The organism is Methanothermus sociabilis (assembly GCF_055392295.1).
The window spans coordinates 632,056-648,763 of record NZ_AP042467.1 but is presented as its reverse complement, the minus strand read 5'-3'; the positions used below and the strand labels follow the sequence as shown (position 1 = coordinate 648,763).

At 32.9% G+C, this 16,708-nt stretch carries 14 protein-coding genes; 4 read left to right on the top strand and 10 right to left on the bottom strand.

The window, feature by feature from the left end; all coding sequences use genetic code 11:
- Positions 1-99 precede the first annotated feature (99 nt).
- The 3 genes from wtpA to wtpC are packed head-to-tail and all read left to right on the top strand — an operon-like array spanning position 100 to position 2,985.
- Positions 100-1,128, top strand: a complete 1,029-nt coding sequence (wtpA, locus tag ACZ5LY_RS03575) for a tungstate ABC transporter substrate-binding protein WtpA (protein ID WP_464576872.1) — start codon at positions 100-102, stop codon at positions 1,126-1,128.
- 37 nt (positions 1,129-1,165) lie between these two features.
- Positions 1,166-1,936, top strand: a complete 771-nt coding sequence (gene wtpB / locus ACZ5LY_RS03570) for a tungstate ABC transporter permease WtpB (protein WP_464576870.1) — start codon at positions 1,166-1,168, stop codon at positions 1,934-1,936.
- The gene (gene wtpC, locus ACZ5LY_RS03565; RefSeq protein ID WP_013414056.1) at positions 1,933-2,985 is read left to right on the top strand and encodes a tungstate ABC transporter ATP-binding protein WtpC; all 1,053 of its coding nucleotides are present in this window, start codon (positions 1,933-1,935) and stop codon (positions 2,983-2,985) included. The genes wtpB and wtpC overlap by 4 nt, the downstream gene beginning before the upstream one ends.
- A gap of 8 nt (positions 2,986-2,993) precedes the next feature.
- Here the strand turns inward: wtpC and ACZ5LY_RS03560 are convergent, their stop codons facing one another.
- The 10 genes from ACZ5LY_RS03560 to ACZ5LY_RS03515 all read right to left on the bottom strand — a co-directional run bounded on the left by ACZ5LY_RS03560 (position 2,994) and on the right by ACZ5LY_RS03515 (position 14,209).
- Positions 2,994-4,292, bottom strand: coding sequence for a formylmethanofuran dehydrogenase subunit B (locus ACZ5LY_RS03560; RefSeq protein WP_013414055.1), 1,299 nt, complete (start codon positions 4,290-4,292; stop codon positions 2,994-2,996).
- Between the two features lie 16 nt (positions 4,293-4,308).
- Positions 4,309-5,121 (bottom strand): tungsten-dependent formylmethanofuran dehydrogenase subunit FwdC, encoded by an 813-nt coding sequence (gene fwdC, locus ACZ5LY_RS03555; RefSeq protein ID WP_013414054.1) that lies wholly within the window; start codon positions 5,119-5,121, stop codon positions 4,309-4,311.
- 10 nt (positions 5,122-5,131) lie between these two features.
- Positions 5,132-6,871: a tungsten-dependent formylmethanofuran dehydrogenase subunit FwdA gene (gene fwdA, locus ACZ5LY_RS03550; RefSeq protein WP_464576867.1), complete on the bottom strand. Its 1,740-nt coding sequence runs from the start codon at positions 6,869-6,871 to the stop codon at positions 5,132-5,134.
- A gap of 13 nt (positions 6,872-6,884) precedes the next feature.
- Positions 6,885-7,268 carry a tungsten-dependent formylmethanofuran dehydrogenase subunit FwdD gene (gene fwdD / locus ACZ5LY_RS03545; protein ID WP_013414052.1) on the bottom strand — a complete coding sequence of 128 codons (384 nt, stop codon included), beginning with the start codon at positions 7,266-7,268 and terminating at the stop codon, positions 6,885-6,887.
- Complete coding sequence (locus tag ACZ5LY_RS03540; protein ID WP_222831929.1) at positions 7,265-7,507, bottom strand: 4Fe-4S binding protein; 243 nt, start codon at positions 7,505-7,507, stop codon at positions 7,265-7,267. The genes fwdD and ACZ5LY_RS03540 overlap by 4 nt, the downstream gene beginning before the upstream one ends.
- A 21-nt stretch (positions 7,508-7,528) precedes the next feature.
- On the bottom strand, positions 7,529-8,554 hold the full coding sequence (gene fwdF / locus ACZ5LY_RS03535) for a tungsten-dependent formylmethanofuran dehydrogenase subunit FwdF (protein ID WP_013414050.1): 1,026 nt from the start codon (positions 8,552-8,554) through the stop codon (positions 7,529-7,531).
- Positions 8,544-9,008: a 4Fe-4S binding protein gene (locus ACZ5LY_RS03530; RefSeq protein WP_013414049.1), complete on the bottom strand. Its 465-nt coding sequence runs from the start codon at positions 9,006-9,008 to the stop codon at positions 8,544-8,546. The genes fwdF and ACZ5LY_RS03530 overlap by 11 nt, the downstream gene beginning before the upstream one ends.
- 99 nt (positions 9,009-9,107) lie before the next feature.
- Positions 9,108-9,884: a class I SAM-dependent methyltransferase gene (locus ACZ5LY_RS03525; RefSeq protein ID WP_187286181.1), complete on the bottom strand. Its 777-nt coding sequence runs from the start codon at positions 9,882-9,884 to the stop codon at positions 9,108-9,110.
- Positions 9,885-9,922: 38 nt separating this feature from the next.
- Positions 9,923-11,779, bottom strand: coding sequence for a right-handed parallel beta-helix repeat-containing protein (locus ACZ5LY_RS03520; protein ID WP_464576862.1), 1,857 nt, complete (start codon positions 11,777-11,779; stop codon positions 9,923-9,925).
- 39 nt (positions 11,780-11,818) lie between these two features.
- The gene (locus ACZ5LY_RS03515) at positions 11,819-14,209 is read right to left on the bottom strand and encodes a hypothetical protein (RefSeq protein ID WP_464576860.1); all 2,391 of its coding nucleotides are present in this window, start codon (positions 14,207-14,209) and stop codon (positions 11,819-11,821) included.
- A 296-nt stretch (positions 14,210-14,505) separates the two neighbouring features.
- On the opposite strand from ACZ5LY_RS03515, the gene ACZ5LY_RS03510 reads away from it, so the two are divergent.
- Positions 14,506-16,704: a CDC48 family AAA ATPase gene (locus tag ACZ5LY_RS03510; protein WP_013414045.1), complete on the top strand. Its 2,199-nt coding sequence runs from the start codon at positions 14,506-14,508 to the stop codon at positions 16,702-16,704.
- Positions 16,705-16,708: the final 4 nt, after the last annotated feature.

Sequence of the window (16,708 nt, the reverse complement as noted above, 5' to 3'; positions counted from 1 at the left end):
TTATATCTTTAATAATCTTTCTTACTTTATTAAAGACGAAATGCATATATTAAATCTATCGTATAAAGTAACTTAACATGACATGCAGGAGGTGAAGAAATGTACAAGAAAATTGCAATAATAATAATCATTTTGGCAGTATTAGGTGTTGGAGTACTTGCATATCAACAAAGCCATAAAACTACTCTAAAAATATATTGCGCTGGTAGTTTGGCTAAACCTCTTACTGATGCTGCCAAAGAATTTGAAAACAGAAATCCTGATGTAAAAATTGAAATAGAATCACATGGTAGTGCTGAGGCAATTAGGCAAATAACGGATTTAAAAAAACCTGGTGACATCGTTGCTGTAGCTGATTATGATTTAATTGATAAAAGGATGATACCAAAATATGCAACTTGGAACATCCAATTTGCTAGAAATGAGTTAGTTATAGCCTACACAGATAAGAGTAAATATAAAAATGAAATAAATGGTGAGAATTGGTATCAAATCTTTCAGAGACCAGATGTAAAATATGGATTTAGTAATCCTAACTTAGATCCATGTGGTTATAGAGCAGTGATGATGATACAATTAGCAAACAAATATTACAATAATGATACGATTTTTGAAAATCTTATTGCTAAACATACAAGCATAACTTCTGTTGCAAATGATAGTGGGTATGTTGTGTATGCACCTTCAGATCTTAAACCAGATAAAAAAGTTATGATACGTCCTAAGGAAGTTGATTTAGTATCTGCACTTGAATCAGGCCAAATAGATTATCTAATCATCTATAAGAGTGTAGCAATGCAACACAAACTAAAATATGTAGAATTACCAGAAAAATTAAATTTAAAATCAACAAAATATGAGAAAGAATACAAAAAAATTAGTTTAGTACAATATGCAGATACAAAAAAACAAGTTGTAAAGCTTAAACCAATTGTGTATGGAATAACAGTTGTTAATAATTCCAAACATAAAGACTTAGCTGAAAAATTCGTTCAATTTCTATTAAGTAAAGATGGACAAGAAGTTCTCAAAAGAAATTACCAGGAACCAATAGTACCAGCAGTGTCAACCGTTGATATTTCCAAGATACCACCTCTATTAAGAAATTTTGTAGTACCTAAAAAATAATTTTTCTCCTTTTTTTAATTTTTGGAGGCACAAAAAAATGAAAGATTACATGAAAATATTTTTCATATCTTTAGGCTTGTTTTTAGTAGCATTCATAGTTATTCCAATAGCATCGATGATATTATCTGAAAATCCTGTAAAGATTGCACATACAGCTCTTGAAAATGAAGTGATAACCGCAATATCTGTAAGTATATACTGTGCATTAGTTGCTACATTAATTGCATTAATTTTCGGTGTACCTCTTTCTTATGTATTAGCAAGGCATGATTTTTATGGGAAAGGTTTTATTGAAGCAATTATCGATGTACCTGTTGTAATACCACATACAGTAAGTGGAATAGCATTATTAACAGTTTTTGCACCTAGAGGATTGCTTGGTCCAATGTTCAATAAGATAGGTTTAGTGTTTGTAGACTCAATGCCCGGTATAATAATTGCAATGTTGTTTGTAAGTGTTCCATTCATGATAAATTCTGTAAGGGAAGGATTCGAATCTGTAGATCCAAAATTAGAAAAAGTTGCTAGAACTTTAGGTGCAAGTAGTTTTAAAACATTTTTTACAATAACTCTACCATTAACCATTAGAAACATAGCTGTTGGCTGTATAATGACTTGGGCAAGAGCAATAAGTGAATTTGGTGCAGTTATTGTTTTAGCATATTATCCAATGATAGCACCCACATTGATTTATGACAGATTTGTCAATTTTGGTCTTAATTCAGCCAGGCCAGTTGCAGTTGTACTAATATTGATATGTCTCGCAGTATTTATTATAATGAGAGCACTGATAGGTGAAAAAAGATGATTGAATTGAAAAATATAAATAAAGATTGGAAAGAATTCAAATTAAAAAATATAAATTTAAAAGTTAATGATGGTGAGTATTTTATTATACTAGGCCCTTCTGGTGCAGGGAAAACATTACTTTTAGAATTAATAGCTGGGGTAGAGTTCCCAGATTCTGGTGAAATAATAATAGATGGAAGGGATGTTACATACCTGCCTCCAGAAAAAAGAAATATAAGTATTGTGTATCAAGATTACATGTTATTTCCACATAAGAATGTACATGAAAATATAGCATTTGGTTTGGAAGTACGTGGAGAAAACGACATTGATAAAAAAGTTAAAAAAATTGCTGAACTTCTGGGGATAAAACATCTACTACATAGATATCCAAGAACTCTTAGTGGTGGTGAAAAACAAAGAGTTGCTCTTGCAAGAGCATTAATCATAGAACCAAAAATATTACTTTTAGACGAACCTTTGAGTGCTTTGGATGAAAGAATCCGAGACGAACTAATGGTGGAATTAAAAAGAATGCATGAAAGATTTAATATTAGTGTACTACATGTAACACATAATTTTAAAGAGGCTTTAGCTTTAGCAGACAGAATTGGGATCATGAAAGATGGAAAAATTCTACAAGTGGGCACGCCTGAAGAAATATTTAGAAAACCTAAAAATGAATTTATAGCGAATTTTGTCGGAGTAAAAAACCTAATATTTGGAAATGCATATAAAAAAGGTGATCTAACTATTGTTGACACAGGTAATATAAAAATTACAGCCGCAGAGAAAAACAGTGCCAAAGGTAAAGTGTGTGTAACTGTAAGACCAGAAGATATAACAATTTCCAAGAAAAAGGTTGGAACTAGTGCATTAAATGAATTTAAAGGACATGTTATCGATGTGATACATAGTAGTCCTCTTGTGGAATTAATAGTAGATGTTGGAGAAATTTTCCATGTTTATTTAACCAAAAAATCTTTTGAAGATTTAGAAATTAAAAAAGGATCTGAAGTTTGGATACAATTTAAAGCTTCTGCTGTACATATAATAGAAAAAAAATAGGGAAGGGGTTATTTACCTGACTTTATTTCTCTTACTTTCTTAAGTATATCTTTCAATATTTCTTCATCAGATGGTAAATCAGTATCAACAACTTTTTTCATTCTCAATGGTACTCCTTCCATTCTATATGCACTTCCTTCAGCTTCAAGTCCAACAATAGCTGGAGGTATTATTATATCTGCTAACTCTGTTGTTGGTGTTCGGTGTGGTTCTATAGCAATTAGTGGTATCTCTGCCATCCTTTCTATTGCTTTTTGTGGGAAATGTGCTCCAGGATCAGATGCAACAACCATCATTGCGTCTGCTTCTTTATTTTGAAGTAAATCATTTGCACCAGTTTCTCCAGGATTGTATCTTGGAACATCTGTTGAAAAATCTACACAGTATGGATAACCACTTTCCCAAGCAGCTACTTGATTGAATCCTGTGACATTGTAGTGACCTCGCATAGGTATAAGATTGAATTTTGCATAATCGTTTAGATCCTCAACCATCATTATTGCTGTATCTATGTTCCTATGTTTACCTCGGCTGTGAGTAAGCCCCATACCAAAGAATAATATACCAAATTGTGCATTTTTCATTGTTTCGACGGCTTCTTCAATTAGATCTTTAGGTACTCCTGCTACTTCATCATAAAGTATGTCATGTCCTTGAATCATTGTTCTCATGGCATCTATTAATTCATAATCCCTATTATATTCAACTTGTAAATGTATATCTGCTAATTTTGCAGTATCTGTTTTTCTTGGATCCACAACTATTAAAGTTCTATCAACTCTACCTCTATCTCTGAAAAATCCTCTTGAGAATACATGGCGTGATAAATGTCGAGGATGTGCATGCATTGGATTGCAACCCCAATAAACTACGACATCTGCTCTATTTTTTACTTCTCCAAGTGTACAAATAGGATATCCAACATCCTGAACAGCAAGGATTGAAGGACCATGACATACTGACGCTGTGTTATCTATAACAGCACCACATTCTTCAGCAAGTTCCAGACCTACACTGTGAGCTTCACATGAAGTACAACTCCACCCATAAAGTAAAGGTCTTTTTGATTCTGCCAAGATTTCTGCTGTCTTTTCAATTGCTTCTTCATAACTAATTTCGACCCATTTACCATTTTTTTTCATCAATGGTTTTTTATAACGTGTTGCACCTTCCGTATGAACAAATTTGTTGTGACCAATACGGCAGGCATTCATTGTTCCAACAATTTCATTTCCTTCTACTTTTACAATTATATCATCACATAAAGTTCCACAGAATGGACATACAACATTTTTAACTAATTTCAATTTATAAAACCTCCTTTTAAGGTATTATATGGTCGTTTTTTCCGACAGCGGCATAAACAATTCCTTTCGCACCTTTAACAGCATAATCTCCTCTAAATTTATAATATAAACCAGAAATTGACTCATTTTGGACATTGATATCTTTTTCAACTCCTAAATATTCAAATCCTGGTAAAAATTCCTCTATAACACCTTTAACTACAATGGTTCCTCCTAACATTTCAGCTCCGACTCTTGCTACTACATCTCCTTCAATGATTAAAAGTCCGTTATTCATATGTATTCCTGGCATTATATTTGCATTTCCTTTGACTATTATTTTTCCTCCACGCATATATTCTGCTATTTCATTTCCAACATTTCCATGAACAATTATTGTACCACCTTTCATGCCTCTCCAGTCGCCACGGTAGGCAGAACCTAAATAATCTCCAGCATCTCCTTTGATTATTAATTCTCCACCTTGCATATTTTGACCTGCCCATGAATCTGCGTTGCCATTAACAACAATCCTTCCACCTCTCATCGCTGCTCCTACATACATGTTCACATCGCCATTGACAATGATTTCACCGCTTTTCATTTCTTCACCTATTCTTTTTGTCCTGTTTGCATCGCCATCTATAACTATTCGTAATTCATTTGGATTTTCTGAAGTTTTACCACTGACATCAAAAAACTCTGATAATTTTACCACTGTATTACCTTGTCTAATTTCTAATTCTTCAATTTCTTTTATCTTTTTACCTGCAAAAACATCTGGTTTTATTACAGGAGCTTCAAGTGGTACTTCTGGCTGATCTTTTGGAACTAATATTAATTCTTTCATGAATATCACCTCATACAGAAGGCAAGGGGATATGTGAATTAGCACCTTCAACTGCAACTAAACGTGGGAAGTATGCTTTTTGAACAGGGTAGTTATCAAAATTCACTGAGTAATATTGTCTAAATCTTTCTTTGACATCTTTCATTACTTCTTCAACGATGTCTTCATTTTCTATTCTACTCTTGGACCAGTAAGTTCTACCATGTAATCTTGGTCTAACAACTTTTCCATCTTTAACTACGATTTTTCCATCTTTTAAAACATATGAGGCTCGTGAAAATCCTTTTTCAATTTCCATATAATCTTTTGATGGATCTATCTCTTCTGGATTTATGTCATAAATAGTAATGTCAGCATCTGCACCAACACCTAGATGTCCCTTATTTTCACTTAATCCTAAAACTTTTGCTGCAGTAGCTCTAGTAACTTGTGCTACTTCAAAGAATGTATATTCTCTATCAATTGTCGCAATGTTTCCTCTTCTTTGAGCCCAATTATGAACTTTTTCCTCTATATATTTTGTTCTGTATTCATTACTCATTAACCATGCAATAATTCGTGGATATCTTGTAAATGGTCCTCCATTAGGATGATCTGTTGTTAGGCATACTTTACTTGCATCTTTTATTAGTAAAAACAACTCTAGACCAATACTCCATTGTACTGAAGGCACTGGAGCTTTAGGTGAATATATGAATGGAACTACTCCAGAACCTGTTTCTAGTTCAACATCGCAATTTGCCCATTTTAAACCATTTAATGAATGTAAATCATATTCCATTGGTCCGTCGGCTGTCATTGTAGTTGTTTCATCAAGAGTCACTTGACCAACATCTATAATTATATGATCATGTTTATTCACATAATCAGCTATTTTTGGAGCCTCTGACTCAAAATCTCTCCATGTTGTTCCACCATAACTATGGAATTGGACGTGAGTTGCATAAATAACTGTATCTCTTTCTCCTGTAGCAGGATTTGGTTTTATACCTTTAGGAACTTCGAATGATTCAAGAGTAGTTTCATAATTGCCAGGATGTCCTAAATTGTTGCAGTGTAAGTGTATTGAATGTGGTAGTTGAAGTTTTTCATTTACTTCAGCAAGACCTCTTATTATTTCTCTTGGTGTAATCTCAAAATAAGGTACTGGATCATCCAAACTATGTACGTTACCTCCCCATCCCCAAGCTTCAGTTCCTCCAGGATTTACAATTTTAATGGTATATCCTTTTGTTGCTTCTAACAACCAAGACACATATGCTGCACATGAGTCTATATCACCTTCTTTTAAATATTCCATTACAAACCAATTGTTACCAAATAGCGGATATGCAGCATGGTCAACGATTGGAGTATCATGGAATTCTTCATGTGTATGTCTTGCTAATAAAGGAGGCATTGCAGCTTCCATTACAGTTGTATAACCCATACGTGCGAATCTATATCCAGCCATAAAAGTTGAAGGCACTGAAAATCCACTACCAGATCTTCCTCCTTTAATTTTAGGTTCAACATCCCGTCTACTATCTTCAGGACGATACATTCGTCCAACGTTTACTTTTCCTCCAGCTAAATGTGCATGTGGGTCTACACCACCAGGCATTACTATTTTTCCGCTCGCATCTATTACTTTGGCATCGCTACTTACATCTTCAACAATTTTACCATCTTTTACACAAATATCCATTTTTTCTCCGTCAATATTATTTAAAGGACAGTAAACAAAACCATTCTTTATTATGTATTCCATTTTTAATTCACCCCTATTCTTTTCCATAAGTTTTCATTAAAGTAGGCATGTCGGGAACTTCTTCATCAGTTGGTTCCACTTCAACAGGAACATTTTTAAAACTTGGTGTTGCAGTAGAATCAGTATTTGGTCTAACAACCTTATTTGCCCAAGGACCCATAGGAATATATATCATTCCTTCTGGTAAGGGTTCTTTTGCTTCTACAACTTTAACAACTACTTCTCCATATTTTGATTTGACCTTAACATTATCTCCTTCCTTTACTCCTAATTCATTCATCATTTCACGATTCATATATACAACAGCTGCTGCATCTATATATAAATCTAAATCCTTACCTGCTTCTATTGCCTGTCCTTGCCATATTGTCCTTCCTGTATTTAATATTGCCTTCATTTTGATTCCTCCAATCTTATTGCGTCAACAGGGCAAGATTCAACGCATGTTCCACATTTTTCACACAATTCAGGATTTAAAATAGTTACAGTCCCATCTTCAACTATTATAACCAATTTATTGTCTTCTGTTGGACCTTTTCCTCCTGCAACGTCAGGATTATTTGATGCATTTACAGGGCAGGCTACAACACAATTTCCACAACCATGACAAAGGTCAGGATATACTTTTAATTCCAATACCAATTTTAGAGCCCCCTTTTATTCTTTTAAACTGTCAAATCTTACTTTCCAAGCTTTTGATAATATTGGCGTATGTTTTATATTAGTTCTCCTAACTTTTATTGCATCTGTTGGACAAGCTTTTTCACAAGCGCCACAATAAACACAGAATTTTTCTTCTATGTGTAATTTTTGTGGTTTTTCTCCAGGTTTTGATGGTTTTGGGAATGATAATGCATTACATGGACATACCTCGACACATGTTGCACATCCTTGACATAATTCCTCATTTATTTCCACAGTTCCTTCAAATGGTTTCTCAATTTTTATAGCATCAACTGGACATGTTTCCTGACACCATCCACAATTAACACATAATTCTGAGTCTATATATGTACTTCCTTTTATTTCTGGTTCTTTTATTTCGTATTCTCCGTATGGACAAACTTTACATATCACTTTTATTGCATTTACAGGACAAACTCTTTTACAAATCATACAATATACACATTTTTTCTCATCTACCCGTATATCGTTAGCAGTTGATGGATCAATAGATGTAGGTTCTTTCCATTCTATTTCTATAGCTGCTGCTGGACACATTTCCTCACAAACACCACAGAATATACATTTATCTTTATCTATTTCAATTTCCCCTGTCACTAATTCAGATCTTTCAGGAAGTTCTCTTGTTATTGTAATAGCTCCTTGGGGGCAAACTATTTCACATGATTTACAATATATGCATTTTTCTTCATCAATTTCAGAAGATTTTATTAAAGTAGGATATTCAGGAATATCTTTGATAGATTTTTTGTCAATTTGTAAATCTAATGCATCATATGGACATATAGAACTACACATACCACAAAGTACGCATTTATCTTCATCTAGAATTAATTTTGATATGTTTTCTTCCCTAACTACTGCACCAGGAGGAGATACCTCAATAGCGTTAACAGGGCAAATTTTTTCACAAAGGCCACAAACATTGCATTTTTCTTCATTAAATATTAATTCTCTAGTTTCTTTACCAGATCTTTCATGTATAGTCTCAATTTCCATTGTTTTTTACCTCCATAATTTCAATTGAATTTGTTTTACAAACTTTAATACAAAATTCACATCCGCAACATAATTTAGAATTTACTTTAGCCTTCAGCCCTGAAATTTTTATGGCATCCATAGGACATTTTTCACTACATGTTCCGCATCCAATACAAGAATCTTTTACAAGAACTTTGAAGTTTCTATTTTGACATGTCTTTACTATTGTTTTTACTTCTTCTTTTTTTTCTATAACACTCTGTACAAAAAGTATGAAATCTCTTGGACAAAAATTGATTATTATTTTTGCTACCTTTAGTGATTTTGGAGAGACATTTCTGCCGTGTAAATAATGAGAAACCGTTGATCTATTTATACCAAGCAATTTAGATATTTTAGCTTGTGATAATCCTTGTTTTTTGAGTTTTATTGCGGTTATACACTTCAGGGCTGAGGCTAAATGTGATGGCATTTTCACCCCATGTGTTTTTACTACAATATATTTTTAAATTTTTTATTACAATTTTCACTTGACAAAAAGTAGCAAATTTTATATATTATTATGTAGTTACTACAACTTTCTCCACCAAATTAATGCCCACTTAACTTTGTCTTGATAAATAAAACCATTTTGAGTTTTTTTAAGATTTGAAGATATTATATTCCTTAAAATTTTTTCTTCTTTTTTATTTAGTTTCATAAACCATTTCCAATCATTCACAGCCTCATCTATATTTTTAAAAACCTGGTAGATTTTAGAATCAAATATTTCAACATTTGCAAAAATTCCTAGTTGATACAGGACATTGTAGATAAATATATAAGTTGGAAAAATAGGCTTGCCTAATGCTTTATAAATTTTAAGATTTAATTTTCTGTCTTGTGCTAATGAAGTTATATAAACATATTTTTTTGCTAATGAATCCAACTTTTTTAATTCGTATTTTAAGTCACCGGTTAATCCACAAAACCTTGAGGCAATTACAACGTCATGAGGTTTTATTTTTTCAATGTCAATGTCTTTAAAATCAGCATTTACAATATTTATGTTTGATATACCTTCTTTTTCAGCATTCTTTTTTAGTAGCTTTAACATTTCTTTAGAGATATCAACTGCTGTGACATGCTTAACTTCTTTTGCTATTGGTATTGCAAGAGTTCCAGGACCACATCCAACATCAAGAACACTCCATTCTGGATCTAATTTAATTCTTTTTAACACATTGATTGAATAATCATTATTGCATTTTATAGCTTTATTAAATTTTTTAGCTCGTGAATCCCAATCAATATTTTTAGAATAAATTTTTATTTTTTCTTTCCACAATTCATTCCAATCAATTTCCAATTTTATCACCACAAAATTTAAAAAAAATAAAAAAAGAATCACCAAACATCAGCATATCCTTCTTCTTTCCCTGTATATCTAGCTATATACCTAAATTCTCCCCTTGGAGCTATGTATTTACTTATCTCCCTCATCTGTGGATTCAATCCCTCAATTTCATATTTTATTCTTAGATTTAATGGAATTCTATATCTTGATGGATTTTTGACAATCATTGTTCCAGATACTGCATATTTAAATAGATATTTACCTAACTCTATTGTTTTTGTTTCATTTGGCTTTAGAGTTATTGTTAATTCCCTATAGCTGACTTTAGTTCCATTAACTGGATTTGTGTAGATTGAGATGTAATATTTTATGGTTATTGTTGATTTTCCTAAGTTTGTTAGGGTTATTGTGAAGGTTTTGTTTTGGATTGATGCTTCCATCCTTGTACTAATAGTTTCATGGTCTACTGTAGTTGTTATGATAGCAGTTCCTGGCTTTATTGTTATAAATTTACTTATGCATTCTCCATTGTCTGTAAGACAGTATTCTGGTTTTAAAATTCCACTAGCATTTGAAGATGGATCTAATTTAAACAACACTGGTGTTGGTGGAATACAGCCATCTTTGGGGTCATATTGGTTTCCATAATTATCACTTGTGATTGACACTTTAATTTCAGATCTTTCAGGTATTGGAATTACTTTAAGTACTAACCATTTTGTAACATTAAACCCTGCCACTCTTTTACTAAAGTCAGGATTATTTTGACCCCACCAATTTAATTCAGCGGTTACATTTTGATTTGTAGAATTTATATCAACGTCTCCTTCATTGTCAACGAATCTTGAAAATGAAACTGTTAAAATTCCAGGTATATCCATAAAATTAGTATTGTAAATTGCTGATCCTCTAGGAGATTTATTATTAAGAAAACTGCAACCTTTGATTATTAATGTAGCTCCAGAATTTTCAATTGCTCCCCCTTGTTTTTCTGCAAAATTATTTATGAATGTGGAATTCTCTATTGTCATGTTTTGAGAATTCTGTATTGCACCACCTATTGGACCTCTTTTTTTCCAACCACTTGCAATATTGCCTATAAATGTACAATTTACTATTTTCATCACTCCATCATGATTTCTTAATGCTCCTCCAACTTCTGCTGTATTGTTTATAAATTCAGAATTTTCTATCACAACATTTGTCCATCTAACGTAAATTGCACCGCCATGAGCAGGATTTGGAGCCTTATTTCGAACAAATTTACAATTTTTTATATAAATATATCCTGATTGCCAACCATATATAGCACCGCCGTTATGAGGAGCAATGCCATCCCAAAATTCACAATTTTCTATTTTAGTTTCTTGGGCTCCATCACAGTTAATTGCTCCCCCACGACCTTCATCTGTAAATGCCACATTACTTTTAAACAATGAATTTTTAATTGTTAAGTTGCCATAACTTCTAATAGCCCCTCCATATATTGCCGTGTTATTTATAAAAGTACAATTTTCAATTATTAAACATCCTTTATTAATTATTGCTCCGCCTTCTGTCCTATTACCATTTACAAATATTAAATTAACCAGTTTAACAGTGTTTCCTGGAGTTATTTCCAAAATTCCACTCCCACTTCCATCAAATATTGTCGTGTTTTTACCAACAATACTTAAATTTTTATTTATTGTTATATTGCTCGCCTGAAATTTTCCACAGGCATATATAATCCCACCATTTTCCACAATATCAATACTTTTATTCAATGTTTTCAAGGCATGAGTCCAAGAACTACCATCATATATGTCACTACCATTTTCATGGACATATACAACTTTGGCGGCATGAGCTGTATTCACAAGCAAGAGACTTAAGAAGAACAGTGTCGGAATAAACATTTTTCTCATTATTTCACCTCCTAAAAATTTAAAAGAAGAAGAAAAAATTTATTTTCCAGGTTCTGTACGCAATATTAATTCCTTTCTACGTTTTATAAGGTAGGTTATGCCATAGACAACTGCCAGTATTGCTGTTAATGTGGCAACATACAATATCACTGTATTCAAGTTTTTACTAGTTTTTGGAGCAATTTTTGTCATTGTCGTTGGTTTAATTATTTTTTTAACAGTTTTTGTTGGTGTAGAAGTTGGTAATGTAGGTAAAGACGCTGATAAAGCCAGGTTTGACACCGTTGTTGGCATGGCTGCTGGTATAAGCATTGGCGTAGGAATTGGGGTTGGTAACACTATTGATATGGGGGTTGGCGTAGATATAAAGGTTGAAGTTGGAGTAAGTGTGGAAATTGGAGATGGAGTTGGCGGTACTGTTGGTGTAGGTGTTGGAATTGGGTTTGGTGTGGGAATTGGAGATGGAGTGGGTGTAGGAGTTAGAGTAGGTGGAGCTAATAATAAAGCTACAGGATCTTGTGACTTCAATATCTCTTCAATAGATATTTGTTTAATTTCAGTAGTAAATATGGCATCTTTGAAATCTTTAGAATCTTCTTTGTTGTTCCAAAGATAAAGTGAACGATACAGTTGATTTCCTATAGAACACGTGAATCCTCGTGCAGAAACAAGTTTGGCAATTTTACTTTTATCATAAGTAATTAATTTTATTGTATTGGGAATACCTATTATTCTATAGATATTTGTAAGACTTTCAACTGGCTGTGTTATGGTATATGAGAAGTAGGTACCTCTGGAAGGTGATACACCGTATCCTATTACCCTGATTAAAGCATCGCTGCTCCATTCCCATTCCCCTATAGGTGCTATTAAAATAAGATTTCCATCATTGATTTTCCATGGTTCTAATGCTAATACAATATCATAATCTTCCCATGTATATGAACGTCCTGAACGTTGATATATCCATAGATACTCATATGGTGAGCCCATGCTCCAAGCAAAAATCATCTTTAATGGATCTTCAAAACCATATTTAGCTACTGGAGAAGGATCGTTAGCAGGACTTATGTCACGAATTTCACTAACTTCAATCTTTGGAGGTTTAATCGTTACAAACACGCCTTGTATTTTAAGGTCTTCTAGCTTATTAGTGGTTAAAAATCTCTCATTTTCAGATTTTGCAAATATTATAGATATTTGACTGCCAATCCAATCATACCATTTGTTATCTATTTGGAAAATATTTCTAATTGGGAATACAGCACCAAATTCTTTTGCAGCATCAATGATTCCGTCTATTAATCCAGCAATATATTCATTTGTTCCACTGTAAACACTGTAGTAAGGAGGTAAAACTACAGTGACTTTGCCAGCGTTAATGTCTTCAGTTGTAAATAATCCTACCTTATAAACTTTGTTGAAAATTTCTTTACCAAGATTGTAATATTTATCATAATTTACCTCTGCTATTTTTGGTTCATGTAATTCTATGTTGGCATTATTAAGTTTGGATATATAATTCTCGTCTATTCCATTTTTAGCTAAATAAGCTGCATCATTTGAATTTCCAGTCTTAAGATATTTAATTGAGAATAATGATGATGGATTTGTTTTTAATTTTTCAATGCATGCTATCATTTCTTTAAGTTCTTCAAGGCTCTCTGGCCTTGTTTTGCTTATTTTTTCTTTGTAATGAACTACTACACAAGATGGGTAATCATATGCAATGAACACTTTTTCATCGTCTGGACCTTCATATTTATATACAGCATGCAATCTATTGCCAACTAAGTGCAATGCTGCATCATCATCATAATTTCCAGATTTACTTATAAGTATTGTTTCACTGGGGTTAAAGTTAGCTATATAATGTTTTGTGATGGCATAATCGGCTATTGTTTGAGGTCTTATACTCCATGTGGTAGTTGCTATCTCTAAAAGATCTGGAGGTGCACCTGATGCCCATGCCCACGCTATTGTTATAGTGTCGTATCCTAAATAATTTTTAGCTACATTGAACTGATTTTCGTCAATGTTGAATCCAATATTTAACTTTGGAGTACTTTTGATTCCAGAATCATCAACATAATATTTTATTGCATACAATTCTTTGTCTTCTTTTTTTACAAATGTAAACTCTAAGTTTCCATATTTATACAATGTTAGAATGTTTCCTTTACCTAATCTTGCAGATGGCATATGATCAACTACAGCTTGTATTCCATCTACAGTATTTTCATTTTTGTATCTGGCACTTCCTGCTGTGGTTATTACCAAACATTGGCTGTTGTTATCAATGTTCAGTTTGTTTTTTGCATCCATCACTATTTGTTTGGAAATGTCATATACTTCTGATGCTGTAGCTGTTCCTAAAGTCAAACTTATGAATGTCACTAGTAAAGCTATTGCCAAAATTTTTCTTGACAATTTTTCACCTCCTTGATTTTCATTTTTATATAAACGATATGTACATAATATAATTTTCGACTTATAAATATGTAAAAACATTTAAGAAAAAAAGTATAAAACGATGACAAATTTCTTTTATTTTTCTTCAAATAATTCGAAATACTAAAATTATGAAAAATTTTAGAAGTGTTATGCAATTTTTTACAAAAAATTAAAAATATATATAATTAATATGTTAAAGTATATTATAGTTACAAAATTTTACTAAAAATTATCAATAAGAACTCACATAACAAAATAAAGTGGTGATAGGCATGGAGAAGAATGAAGTTAAAGCTAAAGTTGCGGAAGCATTATCACAATCAGATGTTGGAAAATCAATAGTTAGGCTTGATCCAAAACTTATGGAAAAATTGGGCGTACGAGAGGGCGATGTAATAGAAATAGAAGGTAAAAAAGTTACTGGAGCTATAGTACGTCCATCAGAAACTGATGTAGGATTAAATGTAATAAGAATGGATGGATATATTAGGAAAAATGCAGGGGCCTCAATAGGCGATGAAGTAAAAATAAGAAAAGCTGAAGTAAAGGAAGCTGAAAAAGTTGTTTTAGCTCCAATAGATCAGCATGTAATGGTTCGTGGAGATGTGAGATCTGCATTTATTAATAGAATCTTAACAAAGGGAGATATAATAGTCTCCAGTTTAAGACCTAGCATAAGCGGACTTGGTGGAGGGTTCTTTGAAGAAATATTTAAAGAAATGATGGATTTATCTCCTTTAGGTGAAATAAGATTTGCAGTGGTATCAACAAAACCTCCAGGAATTGTTCGTGTAACAGATACAACAGATGTAGAAATTCAGTCAAAACCTGTAGATGTAAGTGAAATAGAAGGTATTAAAAGTCTTACTGACGTAACTTATGAAGATATTGGTGGAATGAAAGAAGCTATACAAAAAGTAAGAGAAATGATAGAAATACCTTTAAAAAATCCTGAATTGTTTGAAAGGTTAGGTATAGAACCTCCAAAAGGAGTTCTCTTGCATGGACCACCTGGAACTGGAAAGACATTGCTAGCAAAGGCTGTTGCAAATGAAAGTGATGCTCATTTCATCGCAATAAATGGTCCTGAAATCATGAGTAAATATGTTGGTGGATCTGAAGAAAGATTGAGAGAAATATTCAAAGAAGCAGAAGAAAATGCACCATCAATTATATTCATAGATGAAATCGATGCAATAGCGCCTAAAAGAGAAGAAGTAACTGGTGAAGTTGAAAGAAGAATTGTGGCACAATTGCTCACACTTATGGATGGTTTAAAAGCAAGAGGACAAGTAATAGTCATCGGTGCAACAAACAGGCCAGATGCATTGGACCCTGCATTAAGAAGGCCCGGAAGATTTGATAGAGAAATAGAAATTGGAGTGCCTGACAGAGATGAAAGAAAGGAAATTTTAGAAATACATACTCGAGGCATGCCATTAGCAGATGATGTTGATTTAGATGAACTTGCAGATGTAACTCATGGGTTTGTTGGGGCAGATTTAGAAGCTCTTTGTAAAGAAGCTGCAATGAGAGTATTGAGAAGAATATTACCTAAAATAAAAGGTAAAGAGAAGGTACCTAGAGAAGTGCTTAAAGAAATGGTGGTTACAAGGGAAGATTTCAAAAACGCTCTAAAAGAAATCCAACCTTCTGCATTAAGAGAAGTGACAGTACAAGTGCCCAATGTAACCTGGGATGATGTAGGAGGTTTAGAAGACGTAAAACAAGAGTTAAGAGAAACTGTAGAATGGCCACTTAAATATCCAGAAAAATTCAAAAAATTTGGAATTAAACCTCCAAAAGGTGTACTCCTATATGGACCACCTGGAACTGGAAAAACATTGCTAGCAAAGGCTGTTGCAAATGAAAGTGGTGCAAACTTCATTGCAATAAAGGGTCCTGAATTGTTATCAAAATGGGTGGGAGAATCTGAGAAAGGTGTTAGAGAAGTATTTAGAAAGGCTAGACAAACTGCACCAACAATAGTTTTCTTTGATGAAATAGACGCAATAGCATCTACAAGAACTGGTATTTCTGCTGATTCTGGTGTTACACAAAGGGTTGTAAATCAATTGTTAACAGAAATTGATGGTTTAGAAGAACTAGAAGATGTAGTAGTATTAGCAGCTACAAATAGGCCTGACATAATTGATCCAGCATTATTAAGACCTGGTAGATTTGATAGACAAATAAAAATTGGCAAACCTGATAAAGAAACAAGACTTAAAATATTTAAAGTACACACACGTAATATGCCATTAGCAGATGATGTTGATTTAGAAAAATTAGCAGAAATGACCGAAGGATTTGTTGGGGCTGACATAGAGGCTGTATGTAGAGAAGCCGCATTAATGACTTTAAGAGAAAATCTTGATGCAGAAGAAGTGCCAATGAAAAACTTTAAGAAGGCAATTGAAAAAATAAAGCCCCAGAAAAAAGCTAGGGAAGAACAAATACAATATAGATAGGTGT

What these genes read in the sequence shown, in the direction of transcription:
- wtpA (WP_464576872.1), top strand. Translation starts at nt 100, where the DNA reads ATGTACAAGAAAATTGCAATAATAATAATCATTTTGGCAGTATTAGGT.
- wtpB (WP_464576870.1), top strand. Translation starts at nt 1,166, where the DNA reads ATGAAAGATTACATGAAAATATTTTTCATATCTTTAGGCTTGTTTTTA.
- wtpC (WP_013414056.1), top strand. Translation starts at nt 1,933, where the DNA reads ATGATTGAATTGAAAAATATAAATAAAGATTGGAAAGAATTCAAATTA.
- fwdC (WP_013414054.1), bottom strand. Translation starts at nt 5,121, where the DNA reads ATGAAAGAATTAATATTAGTTCCAAAAGATCAGCCAGAAGTACCACTT.
- fwdA (WP_464576867.1), bottom strand. Translation starts at nt 6,871, where the DNA reads ATGGAATACATAATAAAGAATGGTTTTGTTTACTGTCCTTTAAATAAT.
- fwdD (WP_013414052.1), bottom strand. Translation starts at nt 7,268, where the DNA reads ATGAAGGCAATATTAAATACAGGAAGGACAATATGGCAAGGACAGGCA.
- fwdF (WP_013414050.1), bottom strand. Translation starts at nt 8,554, where the DNA reads ATGGAAATTGAGACTATACATGAAAGATCTGGTAAAGAAACTAGAGAA.
- ACZ5LY_RS03530 (WP_013414049.1), bottom strand. Translation starts at nt 9,008, where the DNA reads ATGCCATCACATTTAGCCTCAGCCCTGAAGTGTATAACCGCAATAAAA.
- ACZ5LY_RS03520 (WP_464576862.1), bottom strand. Translation starts at nt 11,779, where the DNA reads ATGAGAAAAATGTTTATTCCGACACTGTTCTTCTTAAGTCTCTTGCTT.
- ACZ5LY_RS03510 (WP_013414045.1), top strand. Translation starts at nt 14,506, where the DNA reads ATGGAGAAGAATGAAGTTAAAGCTAAAGTTGCGGAAGCATTATCACAA.